Annotated in this window: 17 protein-coding genes and 1 other annotated feature; of the genes, 13 read left to right on the top strand and 4 right to left on the bottom strand. The window is 39.8% G+C overall.

Annotation, left to right across the window (positions count from 1 at the left end; genetic code table 11):
* Positions 1-679: 679 nt before the first annotated feature.
* Both AC1Z3K_RS17910 and AC1Z3K_RS17905 read right to left on the bottom strand, forming a co-directional pair.
* Complete coding sequence (locus AC1Z3K_RS17910) at positions 680-2,062, bottom strand: DUF5808 domain-containing protein (RefSeq protein ID WP_461733490.1); 1,383 nt, start codon at positions 2,060-2,062, stop codon at positions 680-682.
* 20 nt (positions 2,063-2,082) lie between these two features.
* A complete protein-coding gene (locus tag AC1Z3K_RS17905; protein ID WP_461733489.1) occupies positions 2,083-2,457 on the bottom strand; it encodes a GntR family transcriptional regulator in 375 nt (124 codons plus the stop codon).
* 136 nt (positions 2,458-2,593) lie between these two features.
* Between AC1Z3K_RS17905 and AC1Z3K_RS17900 the strand changes: the two genes are divergently transcribed.
* Both AC1Z3K_RS17900 and AC1Z3K_RS17895 read left to right on the top strand, forming a co-directional pair.
* Positions 2,594-3,922 (top strand): C1 family peptidase, encoded by a 1,329-nt coding sequence (locus tag AC1Z3K_RS17900; protein WP_426084124.1) that lies wholly within the window; start codon positions 2,594-2,596, stop codon positions 3,920-3,922.
* A gap of 217 nt (positions 3,923-4,139) precedes the next feature.
* Complete coding sequence (locus AC1Z3K_RS17895; RefSeq protein WP_461733488.1) at positions 4,140-4,502, top strand: VOC family protein; 363 nt, start codon at positions 4,140-4,142, stop codon at positions 4,500-4,502.
* Between the two features lie 80 nt (positions 4,503-4,582).
* Here the strand turns inward: AC1Z3K_RS17895 and AC1Z3K_RS17890 are convergent, their stop codons facing one another.
* Positions 4,583-5,167, bottom strand: a complete 585-nt coding sequence (locus AC1Z3K_RS17890) for a lytic polysaccharide monooxygenase (RefSeq protein WP_426084122.1) — start codon at positions 5,165-5,167, stop codon at positions 4,583-4,585.
* A gap of 366 nt (positions 5,168-5,533) precedes the next feature.
* Here AC1Z3K_RS17890 and AC1Z3K_RS17885 point away from each other — a divergent pair, with 366 nt between their 5' ends.
* The 4 genes from AC1Z3K_RS17885 to AC1Z3K_RS17870 all read left to right on the top strand — a co-directional run bounded on the left by AC1Z3K_RS17885 (position 5,534) and on the right by AC1Z3K_RS17870 (position 8,598).
* The gene (locus AC1Z3K_RS17885; RefSeq protein WP_461733487.1) at positions 5,534-6,271 is read left to right on the top strand and encodes an acyl-ACP thioesterase domain-containing protein; all 738 of its coding nucleotides are present in this window, start codon (positions 5,534-5,536) and stop codon (positions 6,269-6,271) included.
* A 101-nt stretch (positions 6,272-6,372) separates the two neighbouring features.
* A complete protein-coding gene (locus tag AC1Z3K_RS17880; protein ID WP_426084120.1) occupies positions 6,373-7,206 on the top strand; it encodes a DUF72 domain-containing protein in 834 nt (277 codons plus the stop codon).
* Between the two features lie 8 nt (positions 7,207-7,214).
* A complete protein-coding gene (locus AC1Z3K_RS17875; RefSeq protein ID WP_461733486.1) occupies positions 7,215-8,072 on the top strand; it encodes a Cof-type HAD-IIB family hydrolase in 858 nt (285 codons plus the stop codon).
* The gene (locus AC1Z3K_RS17870; RefSeq protein ID WP_461733485.1) at positions 8,062-8,598 is read left to right on the top strand and encodes a pyrophosphohydrolase domain-containing protein; all 537 of its coding nucleotides are present in this window, start codon (positions 8,062-8,064) and stop codon (positions 8,596-8,598) included. The genes AC1Z3K_RS17875 and AC1Z3K_RS17870 overlap by 11 nt, the downstream gene beginning before the upstream one ends.
* Before the next feature lie 39 nt (positions 8,599-8,637).
* On the opposite strand, the gene AC1Z3K_RS17865 is transcribed toward AC1Z3K_RS17870, so the two are convergent.
* Positions 8,638-9,990: an aspartate kinase gene (locus AC1Z3K_RS17865; RefSeq protein ID WP_461733484.1), complete on the bottom strand. Its 1,353-nt coding sequence runs from the start codon at positions 9,988-9,990 to the stop codon at positions 8,638-8,640.
* 489 nt (positions 9,991-10,479) lie between these two features.
* On the opposite strand from AC1Z3K_RS17865, the gene ezrA reads away from it, so the two are divergent.
* The 7 genes from ezrA (at position 10,480) to AC1Z3K_RS17830 (ending at position 20,094) form a co-directional block, all read left to right on the top strand.
* Positions 10,480-12,201 (top strand): septation ring formation regulator EzrA, encoded by a 1,722-nt coding sequence (ezrA, locus tag AC1Z3K_RS17860; RefSeq protein WP_426084116.1) that lies wholly within the window; start codon positions 10,480-10,482, stop codon positions 12,199-12,201.
* Between the two features lie 69 nt (positions 12,202-12,270).
* The gene (locus AC1Z3K_RS17855; protein WP_426084115.1) at positions 12,271-12,696 is read left to right on the top strand and encodes a DUF4829 domain-containing protein; all 426 of its coding nucleotides are present in this window, start codon (positions 12,271-12,273) and stop codon (positions 12,694-12,696) included.
* Between the two features lie 84 nt (positions 12,697-12,780).
* Positions 12,781-13,932 (top strand): cysteine desulfurase family protein, encoded by a 1,152-nt coding sequence (locus tag AC1Z3K_RS17850; protein WP_461733483.1) that lies wholly within the window; start codon positions 12,781-12,783, stop codon positions 13,930-13,932.
* A 316-nt stretch (positions 13,933-14,248) separates the two neighbouring features.
* Complete coding sequence (gene thiI, locus AC1Z3K_RS17845) at positions 14,249-15,460, top strand: tRNA uracil 4-sulfurtransferase ThiI (RefSeq protein WP_461733482.1); 1,212 nt, start codon at positions 14,249-14,251, stop codon at positions 15,458-15,460.
* A gap of 330 nt (positions 15,461-15,790) precedes the next feature.
* On the top strand, positions 15,791-16,435 hold the full coding sequence (locus tag AC1Z3K_RS17840; protein WP_426084112.1) for a redox-sensing transcriptional repressor Rex: 645 nt from the start codon (positions 15,791-15,793) through the stop codon (positions 16,433-16,435).
* Positions 16,436-16,502: 67 nt separating this feature from the next.
* A complete protein-coding gene (gene tpx / locus AC1Z3K_RS17835) occupies positions 16,503-16,994 on the top strand; it encodes a thiol peroxidase (protein WP_426084111.1) in 492 nt (163 codons plus the stop codon).
* 133 nt (positions 16,995-17,127) lie between these two features.
* Positions 17,128-17,355, top strand: a binding site (T-box leader).
* A 93-nt stretch (positions 17,356-17,448) separates the two neighbouring features.
* Positions 17,449-20,094 (top strand): valine--tRNA ligase, encoded by a 2,646-nt coding sequence (locus AC1Z3K_RS17830; RefSeq protein WP_461733481.1) that lies wholly within the window; start codon positions 17,449-17,451, stop codon positions 20,092-20,094.
* The last annotated feature ends 29 nt before the right edge of the window (positions 20,095-20,123 follow it).

Below are 20,123 nucleotides of genomic sequence, written 5' to 3'. Positions count from 1 at the left end.
TTAACCCCTGTCAGCTCTAGTATCTCTTTTGTTGTCTTTCCTTCAATTTTCAATTCAATTACTTTCTCTTTGACTTCAAGAGAATACGCCATTTTTTTCTTCATCAAAAGCACCTCCGCTAAATTTATTATATAAAATAAATTCAACGGAGGTGCCTCTTTTTTATATTCTCATTCTTGGGGGTCAGTGCCAAAGTGTTTAGCTTCGAGAACCAAGTAGGTACTGTTCAACATCAGCTCATCCCTCGCTGTGTTTCACAGCAATAAGACGGATTATCCGGAAATTATCAAGAAACACTACGAGGGAACCGAGTAGATGTTGATTGATACCTACCTGGAGCTTTTCATATTTTTGAGATTGTTCGGCTTATTTCCGAGAACTTCAACTCTTAGTGCTTTTAGCACTTAGAAGTTGATGCTATCGGAACGAAGTGTAGTGAGCTTGCTGTCTCTACGAGTCTAGCGATTCTCGAGACAAAGCATTAGGTTCCTACAAGCTTGTCTACGGTTCTCACTCTGTTGCGATCTTCGAAGCATACAAAGACTGGAACGCCGTTTATTCGGATTTTATAGAAAGAAGAGTTCGGGCAGTTACTTATGTCCCAAACTCAGTTATTCCAAGTCTTACGATTTTATTCAATTGCTTGTCTTCTCAAAACAGGCAGAAGTAGAATTGAAAATCAGGGATTGAGCTCATTTTGAAGGCGTTTAAAGAGCTGCGTGGTTTTTTCGGACTCTTTATTTGTGTAGTAATACGTGTAATCTAGGGTTTCTATTTTTAAAAGAGGCTGCTGATTTTTGTACACTAGTAAGTATGCCGGTCTGTCAGCAATACGAAATTCACCAGTCAGATAATGTTCAGTTGCTGATCCATAAATACGGATACTATTTTCCGGCAGCTTATCTACTAATTGGACTGAGCGGATATCTGTTACAGGAATCTCACGAGTCCGTGTAAAAGGGGCAGTCATGGTTACTTCTGTTTTTGAAATTGCTAATTGAAACGGATCATTAGAAAAATCGTTGATTAATAAAGGGACACAGGAAATAATCAAAGCACCCACAATAATAATACCTGTTAAAATCATCGCAGCTTTTCCAGCTGGTCTGCCCAGATTTACGGACATGTTCATTCCTAATCGATCAGGAATGATAATCCGGGGATCATCTGGATTAATGTAAATTCCGTATCGCCAGTACTGATCTTCATCGCCATAGCGGTAATCAGAAGCCTGCATAATCAAATTATCTTGGGTTTTACGCAGCCGGAACAGTATAAAGAAAATGAAGCCGATATACGCAAACAATAAAACAAAGTAGGCAATCACAAGATATAAGGTTTTCTCGTAAGCTGCTTGAGTTGACAGGGCAGGGAGAAAGGACAGCGGGCTAAAAACAAGCACTGATGAAATCAAGAGCAGGGACCAATAGTAGCGCATGGCATCGTTAACTTGCTGGTTAATTTGCTCATCATCCGTCATTGGCTTTACTGGCAAACGTCTGATTAAATAATAGGAATAAATAAATATACCTAAAGTAATCAGTGAAATTCCACCAAAGATAATGACTTCAATGGCACTATTCAATATAAAAAAAGTATATAGGCAGCCAGCAAATGAAATAACTATTCCAGGAATAAACCAATAGGGCTTAATCAGCCGACGGTTTTTATTTTGAATCAGTTTGGTATCAATTAAAAGAGGCTTGGTTGGCAGTATCCAGTTATTTTTAATTTTGACGTCTGTCATTCTTCTAACGTAAAGAACCTGCATAAAATACATCACGCCGATTAAACCGAATATGGAGAGCAGAAAAAACAACATAGCCAGAGAATCATATGGGAGAAATAAAATCAAAAGATCAGCAAGAGAAAAAAGCAATGCGGTCTGAATCAGGCGCAGCTTATAAGTTTGACGTACTTGGGTCACCTGGGAATCCTGTAAATGTTCTTTAGGTAAAGTTGTTTCTAAAATAATATTTTTATGGGGATTGGCAACAATACGTCCAATCACAGCCATTAGAAGATTCATACTTAAAAGAATTAATAGAAAAATTAAATTCATACTCACGAGTAACACATCCTTTAGTTTTTAAAATTTGTGGAAATTTGGGTGACAATAGCATGGATGTCCAAATCATCCAGCTGATGAATCACTGCCTCTGCTAAAACCAGTTCTAATGAAGTGTACAGCTGCTTCATAAACTCTGGAGTAGCCTGAGGCAGCTCAGCCACTTTGGTACCGTTGCGCCGGTCGGTGACAATATAGCCCTCCGTTTTTAGAGCATTGTAGGCTTTAGATACAGTCATCATGTTAATTCCTATCTCATCTGCCATTTGTCTGACAGACGGCAACGGTTCATTCGGCAATAGCTTTCCGGCAGCTATTCCTAAAATTACTTGATTACGAATTTGCTGATAAATAGGTATATCACTTTTCATATCGATTTCCATTAGCATAAAAGACACCTCTTTTTATATCATTTGTATTAGTTAGTATAATACAAAAATCGGCAGTTGGCAATAATCTTTAGTTGTGGGATTTTGAATCGAAGCATATAATAAAAAAGAAGTGCTAGAGGGAAGGATGAAAAAAATGTCAGAAATCAAAAATGAAACAACTAAAGAATTTCGAACAGCTTTTGCTGAAAATAGAAAACAGCGTGCAGTACAAAATAGTGTAGTCAAAAACGGCATCACGCAGTCGGCAGAAACACAAGCTGCTAAAGTAGAAAATGTACAGGTGTTTTCTGTCGATTTGTCTACCGGAAGAGTAGCTAATCAGAAGCAAAGCGGACGCTGCTGGATGTTTGCTGCTTTGAATACATTTCGTCATAAAATGATTAACAGCTTTCAATTGAAGGATTTTGAATTGTCCCAAAACTATACATTTTTCTGGGATAAATATGAAAAATCAAATTATTTTTATGAAAATATCATTGCTACTGCTGCTCAGGAGCTGGATTCCCGGAAGGTTGCATTCCTGCTGGCAACCCCTCAACAGGATGGCGGTCAATGGGATATGATTGTCTCTTTATTCAAAAAATATGGTGTAGTGCCAAAAACAGCTATGCCGGAAAGTAAAAACAGTTCAAATTCCAGAGATTTGAATAATTATCTGAATAAAAAACTGCGCAAAGATGCTGTCATACTTAGAAAACTGATTGAAGCTGGGAAAACAACAGCTGAGGTACAAAAGGCAAAAACAAAGATGCTAGAGGAAATTTACAACTTTTTAGCTATCTCTTTAGGCACGCCACCGGAAAGCTTTGATTTTGAATACCGTGATGAAGAAAAAAACTATCATTTAGACAAAGACCTGACACCACAGAGCTTTTATGCTAAATACGTAGGTGTGGATTTAGATGAGTACGTCAGCATTATTAATGCACCCACACAGGATAAGCCTTACGAAAAAACCTATACTGTGGAAATGCTGGGAAATGTAGTAGGCGGCAAACCTGTAAAATATTTAAATGTTGATATGAGTACCTTTAAAGAGTTGGCAGCTAAGCAGCTGGAGCAGGGAGAATCGGTCTGGTTTGGCTGTGATGTAGGTCAATCTTCAACACGTGAGAGCGGGATTATGGCGTTGAATGCTTATGAAATCGATGAATTATTTGATATTGATTTTACAATGACTAAAGCAGAACGTTTAGATTATGGTGAGAGTCTGATGACTCATGCTATGGTCTTGACAGGTGTGGATGTCATTGATGGCAAAACAGTGAAATGGAAAGTGGAAAACAGCTGGGGAGAAAAGGTCGGCGAGAAAGGTTTCTTTGTTATGAGTGATGCCTGGATGGATGAGTACACTTACCAAATCGTTGTACGTAAAGAATATTTAAGTGACAAATTGCTAAAGGCATGGGAAGAAGAACCTAAAATGCTGGCACCCTGGGATCCGATGGGGGCATTGGCATAAGAGCAGATGTTTTAAAAGCAGAGGAAAGTGCATTTTACTATGCATTATCCTCTGTTTTTTAAAATAGAAGCGGGGCTTAATACACTCTTGCCTTATGAGTCATGGGTATTTAAGTAGACTCATTTCCTTACTAAGAAAATGGGTGGAAATAAATCTTGACTAAAAGAACATATGTTCTTATAATTGAAAGTGATAACAAAAGAAAGGATGGGGTACGATGATTGATCATTTCTCAATTACTGTTAAGGATATTGAAAGGAGTAAAGACTTCTATAAAAAAGTTTTAGCGCCTTTGCATGGAGAACTAAAACTGGCTTTTGACGGTGCAGCAAACTTCGGAAAAATAGATGAAGCGGGAGGACCGTTCTGGCTGGCACAAGGAGAGCCAAAACCAAATCATTTCGCATTTCGTGCGGATTCTAAAGAAGAGGTTGCTGCATTTTATACAGCTGGTTTAGAGGCTGGTGGAACAGACAATGGGAGACCAGGCTTAAGACCGGAATACCATGAAAAGTATTATGCTGCCTTTATCATTGATCCTGACGGATATAATATAGAGGCTGTTTACTATGGTGAGTAAGGAATAGTGCGCTAGTAATAAAGCCGGGTTCAGACATTGGAGGAAAATAGTCTGAACCCGGTTTCGTTCACATCGATAGATTATTGAACGTTCACATCAATGGCTTGATAGAATGCGTTGGTTGTGTCATAGACATTCCAGACAGCGTAGATGACATGGTAGCCAGTTCTATTGGAAGGAACAGTAACGGTATGGTTAACTGCTGAACCTGGGATTGTACCATTATCGTTCACTTGACCAATCAATTCAAAATCATTGATATTTAACGGCATGCTGGAGTCCCAGCCTTGTTTTGTCATGTAGTAATCCCAGGTAGATGTACGATGACGGGCGGTCAATGTCCAGGTAAGTGCTAGAGGACCTGTAGGAATTGTTGTTTTATGCCATCTGGTTGGAGACTGTTCGTCTAACGGGTCGAAGCCGCCAACACCAGCGCTTGCCAGTTTTCCAGGAATAAAGGTACCTTTCGCTGCTTCAATGCTTTGTGGTTCCCATTCTGCACGACCGACATTTGTATTAACTTTTCCACCGGCTGCGCTGCCGAAATAGGCTCTGCTTCCAGGACTGGAAACATATCCATGTGCTTCTGAAACGGTTGCTGCTGTTACTGTACCTACTGTGAATAACCCAAGTGCCAAGACTGCTTTCAACAATACTTTCTTCATTGTGTTGCCTCCTAGTAGTTTTTTTGTAGCGCTTACAATGACAACTTAACATGAATATTTCTTAAGTTCAAAAGATATGCTTTTATAATGTTTCGGATGGCTAATTTTAGCATAATAAGGACTTTAATTGATTTTCTGTTATATAAAATAGCTAAAGGATTAATGATACGGTTATCATGACTTTACTCTATTATGTGGGAAGACTGATAGATGGTACAGCTGAGGTTTAGAGTTTTGCTTGGAGAGTGTAATTTTTTTTATAAAACCTAAGTTATTTCCAAGCCTCTTAATATTTATATATTTCATACATATGTTATAATAGAAAAATGAGTTTTGAACTGAAAATGGCGTGAAGGAGAGAGAGCTATGGGAAAAAAATATGCAATGCCTTATGAGGTTGCTTATTATGACTGCGATATTACAAAGAGAATGACTTTGCCTTCGTTGTTGGCGGTCGTTATAAAGACATCGGAAGAACAAAGTGCTTTATTAAATAGAAGTGCTGATTTTGTGGCTGGCTTTGGCTTAGGCTGGGTAATTACCAATTATGAGCTGACAATCACGCGGTTGCCTAAAGTAGGAGAAAAGCTGACAGTTACTACGCAGGCAATTTCTTATAATAAATATTTTTGTTACCGGAATTTCTGGATACATGATGAAGCAGGTGAAGAGTGCGTCTTTATCCAATCAACCTTTGTGTTGATGAATACTGAAAATCGTAAGATGAGCAGTGTGCTTGAAGAGATTATCGCTCCTTATGAAAGCGAAAAAATCAAAAAAATTCATCGAAGTGAAAAAATTGAAAAAGTTGAAAATGGACAATCCGCCGTTTACCGTGTCCGCTATTTTGATATAGACGGTAACCAACATGTGAATAATGCGATCTATTTTAATTGGCTGCTGGATGTTTTGGGATATGATTTTCTTTCCCAGAACCAACCTGTTCGGGTTAACGTTAAATTTGATAAAGAAGTCGAATACGGACATGAAGTAGAAAGCCACTACGAGGTAATCGAAACAGAGAAAGGTCTGTTGTCCCGGCATGAAATTCGAATCGGTGATCAGTTATATTGTGAAGCAAATATTCACTGGGAAAAAGATTAATTCAGCCAGAAAAAGATAACAGAATTCTTTTTTGTTTACTTTTTATTATTTCTGAATAGTATAAAAGGATAAGGTTTAAACAAACGATAAAGGAGACAATAATGATTCGTTTAGGCTTGACTTCATTTAGCGAGCATGAAACATTAACTGGGAAAAAGCGAGCTTCCCTTTTTGAGTACGCTGGTCATTTACCTTTAGTGGAAATGGATACAGCTTATTATGGTATTCCAAAACAGGAATCAGTCCGCAACTGGACGGAATCAGTTCCAGCGAGCTTCCGATTTGTTATTAAAGCATACAGCGGGATTAGCTGCCAGGGAGACTGGAAGACCTATTATCAAAGTGAAGAAGAGATGGTAGAAGCCTTTCTTAATAGTATGAGACCAATGGTTGAGAGCGGCAAGCTGTTTGCTTTTCTAATTCAATTTTCTGCCAGCTTCGGCTGTACAAAGGAAAATGTGCAGTACCTTGAGAAAATTCGGTCATGGTTTGCAGATTATCCAGTAGCAATAGAGTTGAGAAACGGCAGCTGGTATCAGGCGGACTATGTGAAGCAGACACTGGCATTCATGAAGGCCCGACAATTTTCTTTAGTGATTGTTGACGAACCCCAAATTCCTACGAATCCAATTCCTTTTTATCCATTTATTACAAATGATCAGTTTGTACTTTTCCGTTTTCATGGCAGAAATGCTGCCGGCTGGCTGGCGAATGATAAGGAGTGGCGGAAAAAGCGAACTCTTTACCGATATAACCAAACGGAAATTGCGGAATTAAGTAAAGCTGTAGAAGAAATAGCATCCCAAGTAAAGGAAACGGCTGTTATTTTCAATAATAACTCCGGCGGGGATGCAGCTGACAATGCCTTAGCAATGAAAGCAGCACTTGGTATAGAGTATGAGGAACTAAATCCAACACAGATAGATTTGTTTTAAGGAGATTTATGATTAAGATAATTTTCTTTGATATTGACGGTACACTAGTAACAAAACATGCACGAGCACTTGATTCTACCAAGCGGGCGATTGCACTGGCCCAGAGTCAGGGGATTTTGTGCGGCGTAGCTACGGGAAGAGGACCTGTCCATTTGAGCGAACAAATTGATTCTTTAAACTTAGATGTTTTTTTAACTTATAATGGGCAGTTGGTTTATACAAATGAACAGACGATTTACGAACGGGCTTTTTCTAAAGAAATAGTTGAGGAGCTAGTTGATTTTGCCGATGAGGGCCGGCGGCAGATGATGTTTGGCGGACGTACACGAATGGAAGGTAGTTCATTGATGAGGTTTGGACAGAATCGGCTGGCGAAAAAGCTGGCCCGTTTTATTCCAAGCTGGTTTCCGGTAGAGTCCTTTAAAAATTTAATGGTTGGGTTAAAACCGAAAAAGGACCAATGCCGCTATCATGAAATGGATATTCTGAAAGAGAAGATTTATCAATGCGTGCTACTTAGTCCAGAAGAGGAGCTAGGGGACTTGAAGCAGCAGCTTTCCAATTGTACAATTACCCGTTCCAATCCATATGTTGTTGATATTATTCCTAAAGGCGGTTCGAAGCTCAAAGGGATTAAGAAATGTATCGAACATTTCGGCTTTTCGCTGGACGAGGTAATGGTGTTTGGAGATAATTGGAACGATGTGGAAATGCTTGAAGGTGCAGGTATTGGTGTTGCTATGGGAAATGCTCCGGAGGGAGTAAAATCATCCGCTGATTTTGTGACAAATACAAATGAAGCTCATGGCATCTATGAAGCTTTACGCCATTATAATGTGATTAAGGAGACAGCTGATGAAAATTGATAATCCATTTGATAAAACGGAAGAGTTTCATCAAACATTTGATAACCGCCGACCGCAAAAGCCGACGGCTTTTAGCAGCAAAGATGCTTCAGCACGCGCCGGCTTTAAAGCAGAAGAGCTGGTCGAGTTTTTATATGCATCAGCAGGCAACGATAAAGAAGCATTTCATCAGTTGGTGGAACAGCTGAAGCAGGATGTGGATGCAGCGGAAAAAAAGAAGGAGCAGAAGAAAAAGAAGGTTGAAGATCCTTTAGTTGATCAGGTAGATGCCTTGCTTGATTTACTGTATTTTACCTATGGTTCATTTTCTTTGCTGGGCGTGGATCCGACGAAGCTGTTTTCAATCGTTCATGAAGCAAATATGGGTAAGCTGTTTGCTGACGGAAAGCCCCGTTATCATGAAGTGACACATAAAGTTCTGAAACCAGAAGACTGGGAGGCAAATTACGCGCCGGAGCCTAAAATAAAGGCAGAACTGGAGCGCCAGATAGCTTATAAGCTAAAAAAACGAGACGGAGCAGACTAGTTAAGCCTAGTGAGCCGTCTCGTTTTCCTATCTATCTATTTATTTATTGAAAAATGTATTATAAAGCGCTCGAATAGCCTGTTTCTCCTGATCTTTCCGAATACCAAACATGATGCTGACCTCAGAGGAGCCTTGGTTAATCATTTCCAGATTGATTTCGTTTTCAGCTAATGCCATCGTACTATCTGCTGTAACCCCGATTCGCTGACGCATTCCTTCGCCGACAATCATAATCATGGATAACCCGCGGGTAATTCTCAACTCGTCAGGTTTTAAGACCTGATCCAGCTTTTGAATCAATGCTTCCTCAATCTCCGGGGATAATTGTCGTTCTCTCAGAATAATTGAAATATCATCAATTCCAGAAGGCATGTGTTCATAGCTGAGACCCATCTCTTCCAGTATCTGAAGAACCTTTCGTCCAAAGCCAAGTTCCCGGTTCATCAAATATTTACTAATATAAATATTGGCAAAGTTCTGATCGCTGGCAATCCCCACAACCGGTTCACTAGAAGTATCGCGTTTGGTGGTAATCAACGTACCTGGATGAGAAGGATTGTTAGTATTCTTAATAACAACAGGGATATGTGCTTTGTAGGCGGGCATCAATGCTTCATCATGGAGTACAGCAAAGCCTGCATAAGCCAGCTCACGCATTTCCCGATACGTCAGCGCCTTAATCGTTTTAGGCTGGCGAACAATTCCCGGATGGGCAACAAAGATGCCATCCACATCTGTAAAGTTCTCATAGAGGTCTGCTTGAACACCGGCTGCTACGATTGAACCAGTAATATCTGAGCCGCCTCGAGAGAATGTACAGATATCCCCTGCTTCGGTATAACCAAAAAAACCAGGGATTACAAATATTTCTTCTGTGTTTTTAAATTCTGCTATTTTATCGTAAGAAGAAGGCAGAATTCTAGCATTCCCCGGTTCATCTGAGACAATGATACCCAAATCCTGAGGGTTTTTATAAACGGCTGCCAAGCCCTGATCCTTGAAATAAGCTGCAACCAGCTTAGCATTGTTGTTTTCACCGCTAGCTAAAAAAGCATCAAACAAATGAGGGTTGTTCTCCTTTGGAAGCTGTGATAATGCAGTGATGGCACGACGAATATCACTCAATACTGCTTTGTTCATCTCTAATTCATTCATGATGTCCTCGTAGCGGGCAACAATTTTGTCTGCAATTTTTTGTGTTGCCTCGTTATTCAGGTATTTTTCATAATAATTAATCAGCAGATCGGTTACTTTGATGTCTTCACCGGAGCGCTTGCCGGGAGCGGAAACAACGACAAACTTTCGGCTTGCGTCATCTTTCACTATATTAAGTACCTTTTGCAGCTGCACTGCTGAAGCTAACGAGCTTCCGCCAAATTTAATCACTTTCACTATTCCCACTCCTTTGTTGTCAGTCCAATATTATTTCCACGATTATTTTAGCATGTATTAAAAAACAAGGAAGAACAAAGTGTTCATTTCTCATTGTTTTATAATATTAGTAGTAAAAGAATACCTAAAATCCTGATGAAAAGCAACAGCAAAAATAATTTGCCTATTCTTTCTTCAAGGATTTGATAAATCACTTCATTTTTCCCGTAAATTTTGATAAACTGGGAATAGTGAAATTTAGTAGGTACGAGTCATGTAGAAAATCGACAGAGTAATCTACAGCAAGTTAGAGGCAGAAATAATTTTCTTGTAAATCCTCATTTAAATTAGTGCTTGCGGGGCTGCTTTGTGATATAATTTTCTACAGTTGTTTTTTTTACGAAAATGATAAAGAATTTGTTTCAGTCTTTCAAGTAGTAATCCAGTTATTATTCATTGAGAGCTGCGTAATTTCTATTTATAAATGCTGAATAAACGGAGGAAATAATAATGAAGAACAATTTGATTATTATCGTGGTTCTAGTGATAATCATCGTTGCGGCTATCTTATATCTGATTGGACACTTCATGCGAAGGCAGAATCAAAGCAAGCTGAAAAGTCTTGAAAAAAGAAAAGAAGAGCTGTTTGACTTGCCTGTTATTGAAGAAGTCGATGAGATTAAGAAGATGCACATGGTTGGTCAAAGCCAGAACACCTTCCGTGAATGGAACCAGCGCTGGGCGGATATCTCAACACGTTCATTTGCTGAACTGGAAAGCCAGATTTTTGAAGTCGAGGAACTAAATGATTCCTTCCGTTATATGAAAGCAAAACGTGCGGTGAGTGAAGCCGAACAAACCATGGATGACATGGAATCTGAAGTGGAAGAAATCCGCAAAGGGTTGAAAGAACTTCGTGAAAGTGAAGAACGCAACTCGCTGGAAGTTCAAAAAGCATTGGATATCTATGAGGAAATCAGCAACCTTCTTCAGGAAGAAAAAGAAGGATTTGGCAGTGCCTATTCAGAACTGCAGAAGCAAGTGAAAAATATTGAAATTGAATTTACTCAGTTCGTCACATTAAATACATCCGGCGATCCTGTGGAAGCAAGAGAAGTGCTGGAAAGTGCGGAACGTCATACCTACGAACTGGATGATGTTATGAAACGGATTCCGCCGCTGCATGATGAATTAACTCGCGTATTCCCAGATCAGATTAAAGAAATCGAAGAAGGCTACAAACGTCTGTTGGATGATCACTTCGTATTTCCTGAACAGAACTTTTCAGACGAATTGAACCGCGTGAAGAAACGTGTAAAAAATTCTACTGTTGATTTAGAAAAAGCCGAGGTGGCAGCTGTAGAGGTGGCTAACAGAGATACCGCAGCAGCAATCGACGGATTGTATGAAATCATGGAAAGAGAAATCAATTCCAGAAAATATGTTGTTAATAACCGTAAGACAATCGGTGATTACATCGCCCATGTCCTTCGGAATAACCGTCAGCTGATGATTGAGCTGGATCATACATCCCAAAGCTATACCTTGAATCACAATGAATTGGGGCGTTCAAGAGGCTTCCAGTCAGAGATTGAAGAGTTGATTCGCCGATATGAAGATTATGAACCAAAGATGGAAGAGCATACTGTACCGTATTCTGAAGTACAAGCATTCTTCAAAGACTGTTACCGTGTACTTGCTGATATTGAGAATCAGCAGATGGAAATTGATTTATCTCTGAAAGAGCTTCGTAAAGAAGAAAAAATTGCACAGGAAAAAGTGGATCAATATGAATTCCGCCTGCGCAATCTAAAACGGTTTGTTGAGAAGAAACGTCTGCCGGGTTTACCTGCTGATTATCTTGAGTTCTTCTTTATGGCGACTGACCGAATTGAAGAGCTAAGTAAATCATTGAACCGAATTCGTATTAATATCGAAGAGATCAATAAGCTATCAGATCTTTGTAAAGAAGATTTGGATTTATTAGATAAGAAAACCAATGATTTGGTAAACTCTGCTGCATTGACTGAGCAAATGATGCAGTATGCGAACCGCTACCGTCATACAAATGAAGCAATCAATGAGGCGATGGAGCGAACTTTAGAGTTATTTTCTAAAGATTATCGCTATCAGGATGCATTGGACGTTATAGGAACTGCTCTTGAACGGGTAGAGCCAGGTGCGTTCAGACGTATTGAAGATATTTACTTTAAGAATTTGGATGCCGTTTAGTCTAAGCAATATGAAAACAGGACAAGTATGTTGTCCTGTTTTTTTATACAACAAAGTTAGGTGGAGAGAATGAAAAGAAAAGTAATGTTGGTATTTCTTTGTTTTATCGGGTTATTTTTTTCTGGTTCTAAAACTGGAAATACAAAGATGACAACCTTAACAATAGGACATACTAGCCACGCAGAAACCGATCTACATGCAGCTGCAGAATCTGTAAAGAAAAAATTTAGTGATTTTAGAGGCTGTACGTTAACAGAGCTTGTCTACGAAGAAGAGAAAGCCGTCGCTGAAATAAAGACTTACTTGAAATCCGGAGGCGGATCAGGGAGCGGTTTGTCATCTAAAGATATTATCGTTTTTACTTCAACGTTTGAAGTGGATGGAGATGGTGCAGAGAATACATTGAATCCTAATTCCACTTATACAAACTGGTTGTGGTTTGTTGTGAAAGCTAAAAACAGCGGCAAGTGGGAGGTCCAGGATTTTGGTTACTGAAATTCACGGCAGACTGTAAAACATTGAAGAATAGAAGGAAACAAGCTATAATGAGAAAGAATTTTTTGGAAGAAGGGTAATGAAATGATTTATTTTGATAATAGTGCGACAACCGTAATTGACCCGCAGGCGTTAGATGCTTATGTGAAGACCAGTCAGCGGATTATAGGGAATCCTTCTAGTCTGCATGACTTGGGAAATCAAGCCTATCGGTTACTTGAGCAAGCAAGAAAGCAAGTTGGCGATATATTAGGGGTAGAATCAGAGGAAATTTATTTTACCGGCAGCGGAACAGAAGGCGATAACTGGGTGCTGAAAGGAACAGCAATTGAAAAAGCTGCTTTTGGAAAGCATATCATCATTTCAGGAATCGAACATCCAGCTGTTGCAGAAACAGCAAGGCAATTAGAAAAGCTGGGCTTTGAACTGTCTATTGCTCCTGTAGATAAGCGGGGGATTTTACAAGTTGATAAATTTGAAAGCTTGATTCGCCAAGATACTATCCTCGTATCGGTTATGGCAGTTAACAATGAAATTGGAAGCATTCAGCCAATTCAGGCAATTAGTAAGATTTTAACAGAGTATCCTAAAATTCATTTTCATGTAGATGCAGTTCAAGCAATTGCTAAAGTACCAAAAGAAAGATGGCTGACTCCTAGAGTGGATTTTGCTGTTTTTTCAGCACATAAATTTCACGGACCTAAAGGTGTAGGGGTTATCTACTGGAAAAAAGGCCGTAAGTTAGCCCCGCTTTTAACTGGCGGTGGTCAGGAAAAGAATCAGCGGAGCAGTACAGAAAATATTGCCGGAATCGTTGCAGGGGCTAAAGCGTTACGATTATCTACAGAGAGGAATCTGGCAAGAGAAAACTATGTTCAGACTTTGCGAAATTCTTTGATTGATAGTCTCGCAAACTATGGGCAGGTTGTTGTTTTTTCAGAAAAAACAACAGATTTTGCTCCCCATATCCTGTGCTTTGGATTAAAAGGGATTCGTGGAGAAGTGCTTGTTCATGCGATGGAAGAGAAGCAAATCTTTATTTCCACAACGAGTGCCTGTTCTAGCCGTAAAAAAATTGGCAGCAGTACATTAGGCGCTATGAATGTGCCGGAACATCTAGCTACTTCTGCTGTACGCATCAGTCTTGATGAGAACAACACAATGGCGGAAGCTGAACAATTTATGGTAGTCTTTAATCAGTTGTATAAAAAGTTTCTGAAAGTAAGTGATTTGTAAGTCAGACTGAGAAGTAGCTTTGGAGAATTTTAAAAAAATTAGGTATTTGTCCTAGTACTTTCGAAGTTCCCCGCTTCAGCTCAGTTTTTTATTTCATATGCAGCAGGTATCACTGAAGAACTATTGTGACTACAGGCCTTAATGAACGTTTGAGTAATCTCTGAGCAATATCTCGGCGATTGCTTATTTAAACTGTAGATAAACTATGGTATAGTAAGACGTATTTTGTTGAAGCAATGGGAGTAGACAAAGCGTACATACAGTCCGTTAAGTAAGAATATTAGATAGTAGCAGCTAAGAAAGGATTTTGGATATTTTGAACTATACAGAAATAATGATTAGATATGGTGAGTTATCCACCAAAGGAAAAAACCGTAAAGCGTTTATTATGCAGCTTGCAGCCAATGTAAAGCGTGTGCTGGATGAGTTTCCCGCGGTGAAGATTCATGCAGATAGAGATCGGATGCACCTGTTGCTTAACGGAGAGGATAGCCGTCAAATTCTTCCCCGTCTGGAAAAGGTGTTTGGAATTCAGAGCTTCTCGCCAAGTGTTCGGATTGAGAAAAACTTTCCCGCGCTTCGGACAGCCGTTCAAGAAATAATGCGAGATATTTATCAAGCGGGAATGACATTTAAGATTACCTCAAAGCGCTCAGATCATGATTTTGAAATGGACTCTAATGAGTTGAACAGAGAATTAGGAGGAGCCGTTTTTGAGATTTATCCAGACATTCAGGTACAGATGAAGAAGCCGGATATTAATATTCGAGTTGAAATTCGCAGAGAAGGCGCCTATTTATCATATGAAACCTTGCTGGGAGCCGGAGGTTTGCCAGTTGGTACCGGAGGTCGAGGCATGCTGATGCTATCTGGAGGTATCGATTCTCCAGTTGCCGGCTATCTATCGATGAAACGCGGTGTAGAAGTTGAGGCAGTCCATTTTGCCAGTCCACCTTATACAAGTGAGCAGGCATTGCAGAAAGCAAAAGATTTAGCTGGAAAGTTGGCTCCTTATTCTGGGAGTGTTCAGTTTATTGAAGTGCCTTTTACTGAAATACAGGAAGAGATTAAACGGGTTGTACCTCAAGGCTATCTAATGACAGTTACCAGACGCCTAATGCTGCGTCTGACAGATATCCTTCGTGAACAGAGAAATGGTCTGGTTATTATCAATGGGGAATCATTAGGACAGGTTGCTTCTCAAACGTTACAAAGCATGGTTGCCATCAATGATGTGACTAATACCCCGATTATTCGACCTGTTGTTTCCATGGATAAGAATGAGATTATAGAAATTGCTGAAAAAATTGATACCTTTGAATTAGCTATTCAACCTTTTGAGGATTGCTGTACAATCTTTGCGCCGCCTCAGCCCAAGACCAGACCGAAGCTTGATAAAACCCGACAATATGAAGCTAGACTAGATTTGGAAGGCTTGATGGAACGGGCTTTAGCAGGTATCAAAGTTAGTGAAATAACAACGGCTGAATCCGATGAAAAAGTAGAGGACTTTTCTGATTTATTGTAGCAGCTAGGAGCTCAAAGTAAATCGTAGAAGTCAGAAAAATGCAATAAATTGTGATTACAGCGGTAAGTGAAACCTGCTTTATCTACTTCAGCTTGATAAAGGGAATTAAACGTTTTTAAAAGCTGATTGTTAAAACTTAAACTAAATACCAGAACATGGTCCGTTGCGTGGTCCATGTTCTTTTTTGTCTTCCGATTATGGCTTTATGAGAGAATGCTTAATAAATTCTGCATTTTTGTAAAGAAGTTCACTTATTTTCACAAAGTTATTGCTGTATTTTATAGAGGGTGTTAAACTAGAATGTGAAAAGAGTAACAAAGGAGAACTAGAATGGAAATTTTAGCAAATGAGAAGAAAATACCAAAAGCTACAGCTAAACGCCTGCCTTTATATTTGCGCTATTTGAAAATGCTGGATGACTCGGGAATGATCCGGATTAAGTCTAGAGAATTTAGTGAAATTGTTCAAATTCCTCCAGCAACGATTCGCCGGGATTTTTCTCACTTAGGTGAATTAGGCAGAAGCGGGTACGGCTATGATGTTCCCTACCTGATTGAAGTGTTTAATAACATTTTAAATACTCAGGAAGAAAAGAAAATTGCTTTGATTGGCTGCGGAAACCTTGGTAAAGCACTGATAAAAAATAATTTTAGAAGAAATGAAAATCTGAATATTGTCTGCGCATTTGATGTGAACGAGGAAATCATTGGTGAGCAAATCAATGATGTTTGTGTACAGCCGATGAATCAGCTGACTGAAATGGTTGAAGCACAAGATGTAACGGTTGCTATTTCCACCGTTCCCAGTAAATATGCGCAAAAAGCAATCGATGAAATCGTTGCGGCTGGAGTAACAGCGATTCTGAATTTTGCGCCGGATAGAGTAACGGTTCCCAGTCATGTTAATGTACAGTATATCGACCTGACGACCGAACTCCAGACATTGATTTACTTTGATACTGCCTTTTCAAAGTAGGCACTTCCTTTGAGTTCTGAAAACAGTTCCTCTATACTTGAATAGAATAAGTAAAGGAGGAAGTTTAATGATTGTAACAAGAAAAGGTACTGAGGTCGAGTTGGCTGGTGTGCAGCCTGTAGTAGGCGCTAAAGCACCTGATTTTTCATTGGAAAATTTGTCAGACAAGAAGATTAATCTCAGCGATTTAAAAGGACAGCCTGTGTTGATTAGTGTGGTGCCGGATATCGATACCAGAATTTGTTCTCTTCAGACAAAACGCTTTAATCAGGAGGCAGGTGCGGTTGAGGGTGTGGCCTTTTTGACTATTTCCAACAACACAAAAGACGAGCAGAAAAACTGGTGTGCAGCTGAAGGTGTCGATATGGAAATGCTTCGTGATGTAGACAACTCATTTGGTGAGGCATACGGTCTATTTATTCCAGAGATGGGCCGTTTGGCTCGTGCTATTTTCGTTATCGATTCAACTGGTGTGCTGGCTTATGAAAAGATTAGTCAGGAAATATCTGAAGAACCAAATTATCAGGAAGCGCTGGATAAAGCGAAAGCACTACGATAATCGATTTCAAATTGACATTCAAAAGTGTTCGTTGTAGAATGTCCCTACAGGAAGACAATAAATCAGAATGCTTTAAAGAGCTCTAGCTACAGGTTAGAGGTCTAACGATAGAACAATACAACAATACAACAGAAGAAAGACAAAGAGCAAGAGGAGTACTGTTAACCGCCGTTTTAGAGAGAAAATCATTTGGTGAAAGATTTTTACTGCATTAACAGGAAGGTAGCTTGTGAGTCGATAATTTGAATTTTATGGTAGAATTATCCGAGTAGTGACCGTTAGTTCACTAATGACAGAGAGGTGTTGGAGTTCGTAATTCCAGCACAAATTAGGTGGTACCGCGTAAATTTACGTCCTAAAGCAGTTTAACTGCTTTAGGGCTTTTTTTATTTTTTGGTAGTAAAAGCACACAGATAAAGCTGTGGTCGAATGAACATGAAAGAAGGAGATACATATGACGGAAGAAAATAACTTACCCACAAAATATCAACCGACAGAAGTAGAAGCAGGTCGTTACCAGAAATGGCTGGATCAGGAGCTGTTCAAGCCAAACGGGAACAAAGAGGCCAAGCCATACTCTATTGTTATTCCACCGCCAAATGTTACAGGAAAGCTGCATTTAGGTCATGCCTGGGATACTGCACTTCAAGATATTATCATTCGCCAGAAAAGAATGCAGGGCTATGATACTTTATGGCTGCCGGGAATGGATCATGCTGGTATTGCTACACAAGCAAAAGTAGAGGAAAAGCTAGCTGAACAAGGAATTTCACGCTATGATTTGGGCCGGGAAAAATTTGTAGAACAGGTATGGGACTGGAAAGAAGAGTACGCCTCTCACATTAGAGAACAGTGGGCAAAGCTGGGCTTGTCTCTGGATTATAGCCGTGAACGCTTCACATTAGATGATGGCTTGTCTAAAGCTGTGCGGACTGTTTTTGTAAAGCTGTATGAGAAAGATCTGATTTATCGCGGTGAATATATTATTAATTGGGATCCGAAAGCAAGAACGGCTCTATCCGACATTGAAGTTATTCACAAGGATATTGAGGGAGCTTTCTATCATATGAGTTATCCGCTGGCTGATGGTTCTGGATCAGTGGAAATTGCGACAACTCGACCAGAAACTATGCTGGGAGATACAGCGGTTGCTGTTCATCCGGATGATGCGCGCTATCAGTCGTTAATCGGCAAAATGGTTGTACTGCCGCTGATGGACAAAGAGATTCCGATTATTGCAGATGACTATGTAGATATGGAATTTGGTACTGGCGTGGTGAAAATTACACCAGCTCATGACCCAAATGATTTTGAGGTTGGTAATCGCCATAAACTGCCAAGAGTTAATGTAATGAATGAAGACGGTTCAATGAATGAGCTAGCTGGAAAATATCAGGGAATGGATCGTTTTGCAGCCCGCAAGCTGATTGTCTCTGATTTAAAAGAGCTGGGCCACTTAATAAAAATCGAAAAAATGAATCATAGTGTAGGACATTCAGAGCGGACAGGCGTTGTTGTTGAACCTCGGTTGTCTACACAGTGGTTTGTAAAAATGCAGCCTCTGGCAGAAGAAGCCATTAAAAATCAGCAGTCAGATAATGCGGTTGAATTTTTCCCCGATCGTTTTAACCAAACCTTTATTCGCTGGATGGAGAATGTTCATGACTGGGTTATTTCCCGTCAGTTATGGTGGGGTCATCAAATACCAGCTTGGTATCATAATGAAACTGGGGAAATGTATGTTGGAATGGAAGCACCGTCAGATCCAGAGAACTGGACACAGGATAACGATGTATTAGATACCTGGTTTAGCTCAGCCCTATGGCCGTTTTCAACGATGGGCTGGCCGAATGAAGCAAGTAGTGACTATCAGCGTTATTTCCCTACCAGCACGTTGGTAACCGCCTATGACATTATTTTCTTCTGGGTTAGCAGAATGATTTTCCAAAGTTTGGAATTCACTGGCGAGCGGCCGTTCCAGCATGCCTTGATTCACGGCTTGATTCGGGATGAAGAAGGACGCAAAATGAGTAAGTCGCTTGGAAATGGTATTGATCCAATGGATGTCATCGAAAAATATGGTGCAGATGCTCTTCGCTGGTTCTTATCTAACGGTTCCGCTCCAGGTCAGGATGTCCGCTTTAGTTATGAAAAAATGGATGCAGCCTGGAACTTTATCAATAAAATCTGGAATGCCAGTCGTTTTGTTATCATGAATATTGAAGGTATGACTGTAGAAGATATTGATTTTAGTGGTGAAAAAACTGTAGCTGACCGCTGGATACTGACTCGTTTGAATGAGACGATTGAACGGGTTACTGAGTTGTTTGACCGTTTTGAATTTGGGGAGGCCGGTCGCCAGCTGTACAATTTCATCTGGGATGACTTCTGTGACTGGTACATTGAAATGAGTAAAGAAATTCTTTATGGAGAGAATGAGGGAGCAAAACAGACAACAAAGAGTATTCTTGTCTATACACTAGATAGTATTCTTCGTCTGCTGCATCCAATTATGCCGTTCGTAACGGAAGAAATCTGGGAAAAAATTCCTCATGTAGGAACTTCGCTGGTAGTCGCAGAATATCCGCTTGTTCGCCAGGAGTTATCAGATGCTCAAGCAGCAACAGGAATGGAAGTACTGAAGGAAGTGATCCGTGCTGTAAGAAACATCCGTGCGGAAGTAAATACACCTCTGTCTAAACCCATTACATTATTGATTAAGACAACAGATGAAGCGACAGATCAGTTTCTGATTGCAAATAAGAGCTATATTGAACGCTTCTGTAATCCAGAAGAATTGACGATTAGTGGAAATATCACTCCTCCAGAGCTGGCAATGTCTGCAATTTTATCTGGAGTAGAAATTTACTTGCCGCTGGCAGGTTTAATCAATATTGAAGAAGAGATTGCCCGTTTGGAAAAAGAACTAGGAAAATGGGATCAGGAAGTGAAACGGGTACAAGGTAAGCTATCAAATGAGCGTTTTGTTTCAAATGCACCGGAGGATGTTGTGCAGGCGGAAAAAGAAAAAGAAAAAGACTATCTGGAAAAACAAAAAACCGTTCGCGACAGAATAGAACAGTTGAAAACAATTGAATAAATAAAAAACAAGCGGAGCTTCTAGTGCCC

This window comes from Enterococcus sp. LJL128 (genome assembly GCF_056924295.1).
Note: the sequence above shows the minus strand (reverse complement) of the source record. Positions and strands in the feature narration are given on the sequence as shown.

Coding starts and splice junctions, on each gene's coding strand:
- AC1Z3K_RS17910 (WP_461733490.1), bottom strand. CDS start 2,062: ATGAATTTAATTTTTCTATTAATTCTTTTAAGTATGAATCTTCTAATG.
- AC1Z3K_RS17905 (WP_461733489.1), bottom strand. CDS start 2,457: ATGCTAATGGAAATCGATATGAAAAGTGATATACCTATTTATCAGCAA.
- AC1Z3K_RS17900 (WP_426084124.1), top strand. CDS start 2,594: ATGTCAGAAATCAAAAATGAAACAACTAAAGAATTTCGAACAGCTTTT.
- AC1Z3K_RS17895 (WP_461733488.1), top strand. CDS start 4,140: ATGATTGATCATTTCTCAATTACTGTTAAGGATATTGAAAGGAGTAAA.
- AC1Z3K_RS17890 (WP_426084122.1), bottom strand. CDS start 5,167: ATGAAGAAAGTATTGTTGAAAGCAGTCTTGGCACTTGGGTTATTCACA.
- AC1Z3K_RS17885 (WP_461733487.1), top strand. CDS start 5,534: ATGGGAAAAAAATATGCAATGCCTTATGAGGTTGCTTATTATGACTGC.
- AC1Z3K_RS17880 (WP_426084120.1), top strand. CDS start 6,373: ATGATTCGTTTAGGCTTGACTTCATTTAGCGAGCATGAAACATTAACT.
- AC1Z3K_RS17875 (WP_461733486.1), top strand. CDS start 7,215: ATGATTAAGATAATTTTCTTTGATATTGACGGTACACTAGTAACAAAA.
- AC1Z3K_RS17870 (WP_461733485.1), top strand. CDS start 8,062: ATGAAAATTGATAATCCATTTGATAAAACGGAAGAGTTTCATCAAACA.
- ezrA (WP_426084116.1), top strand. CDS start 10,480: ATGAAGAACAATTTGATTATTATCGTGGTTCTAGTGATAATCATCGTT.
- AC1Z3K_RS17855 (WP_426084115.1), top strand. CDS start 12,271: ATGAAAAGAAAAGTAATGTTGGTATTTCTTTGTTTTATCGGGTTATTT.
- AC1Z3K_RS17850 (WP_461733483.1), top strand. CDS start 12,781: ATGATTTATTTTGATAATAGTGCGACAACCGTAATTGACCCGCAGGCG.
- AC1Z3K_RS17840 (WP_426084112.1), top strand. CDS start 15,791: ATGGAAATTTTAGCAAATGAGAAGAAAATACCAAAAGCTACAGCTAAA.
- tpx (WP_426084111.1), top strand. CDS start 16,503: ATGATTGTAACAAGAAAAGGTACTGAGGTCGAGTTGGCTGGTGTGCAG.
- AC1Z3K_RS17830 (WP_461733481.1), top strand. CDS start 17,449: ATGACGGAAGAAAATAACTTACCCACAAAATATCAACCGACAGAAGTA.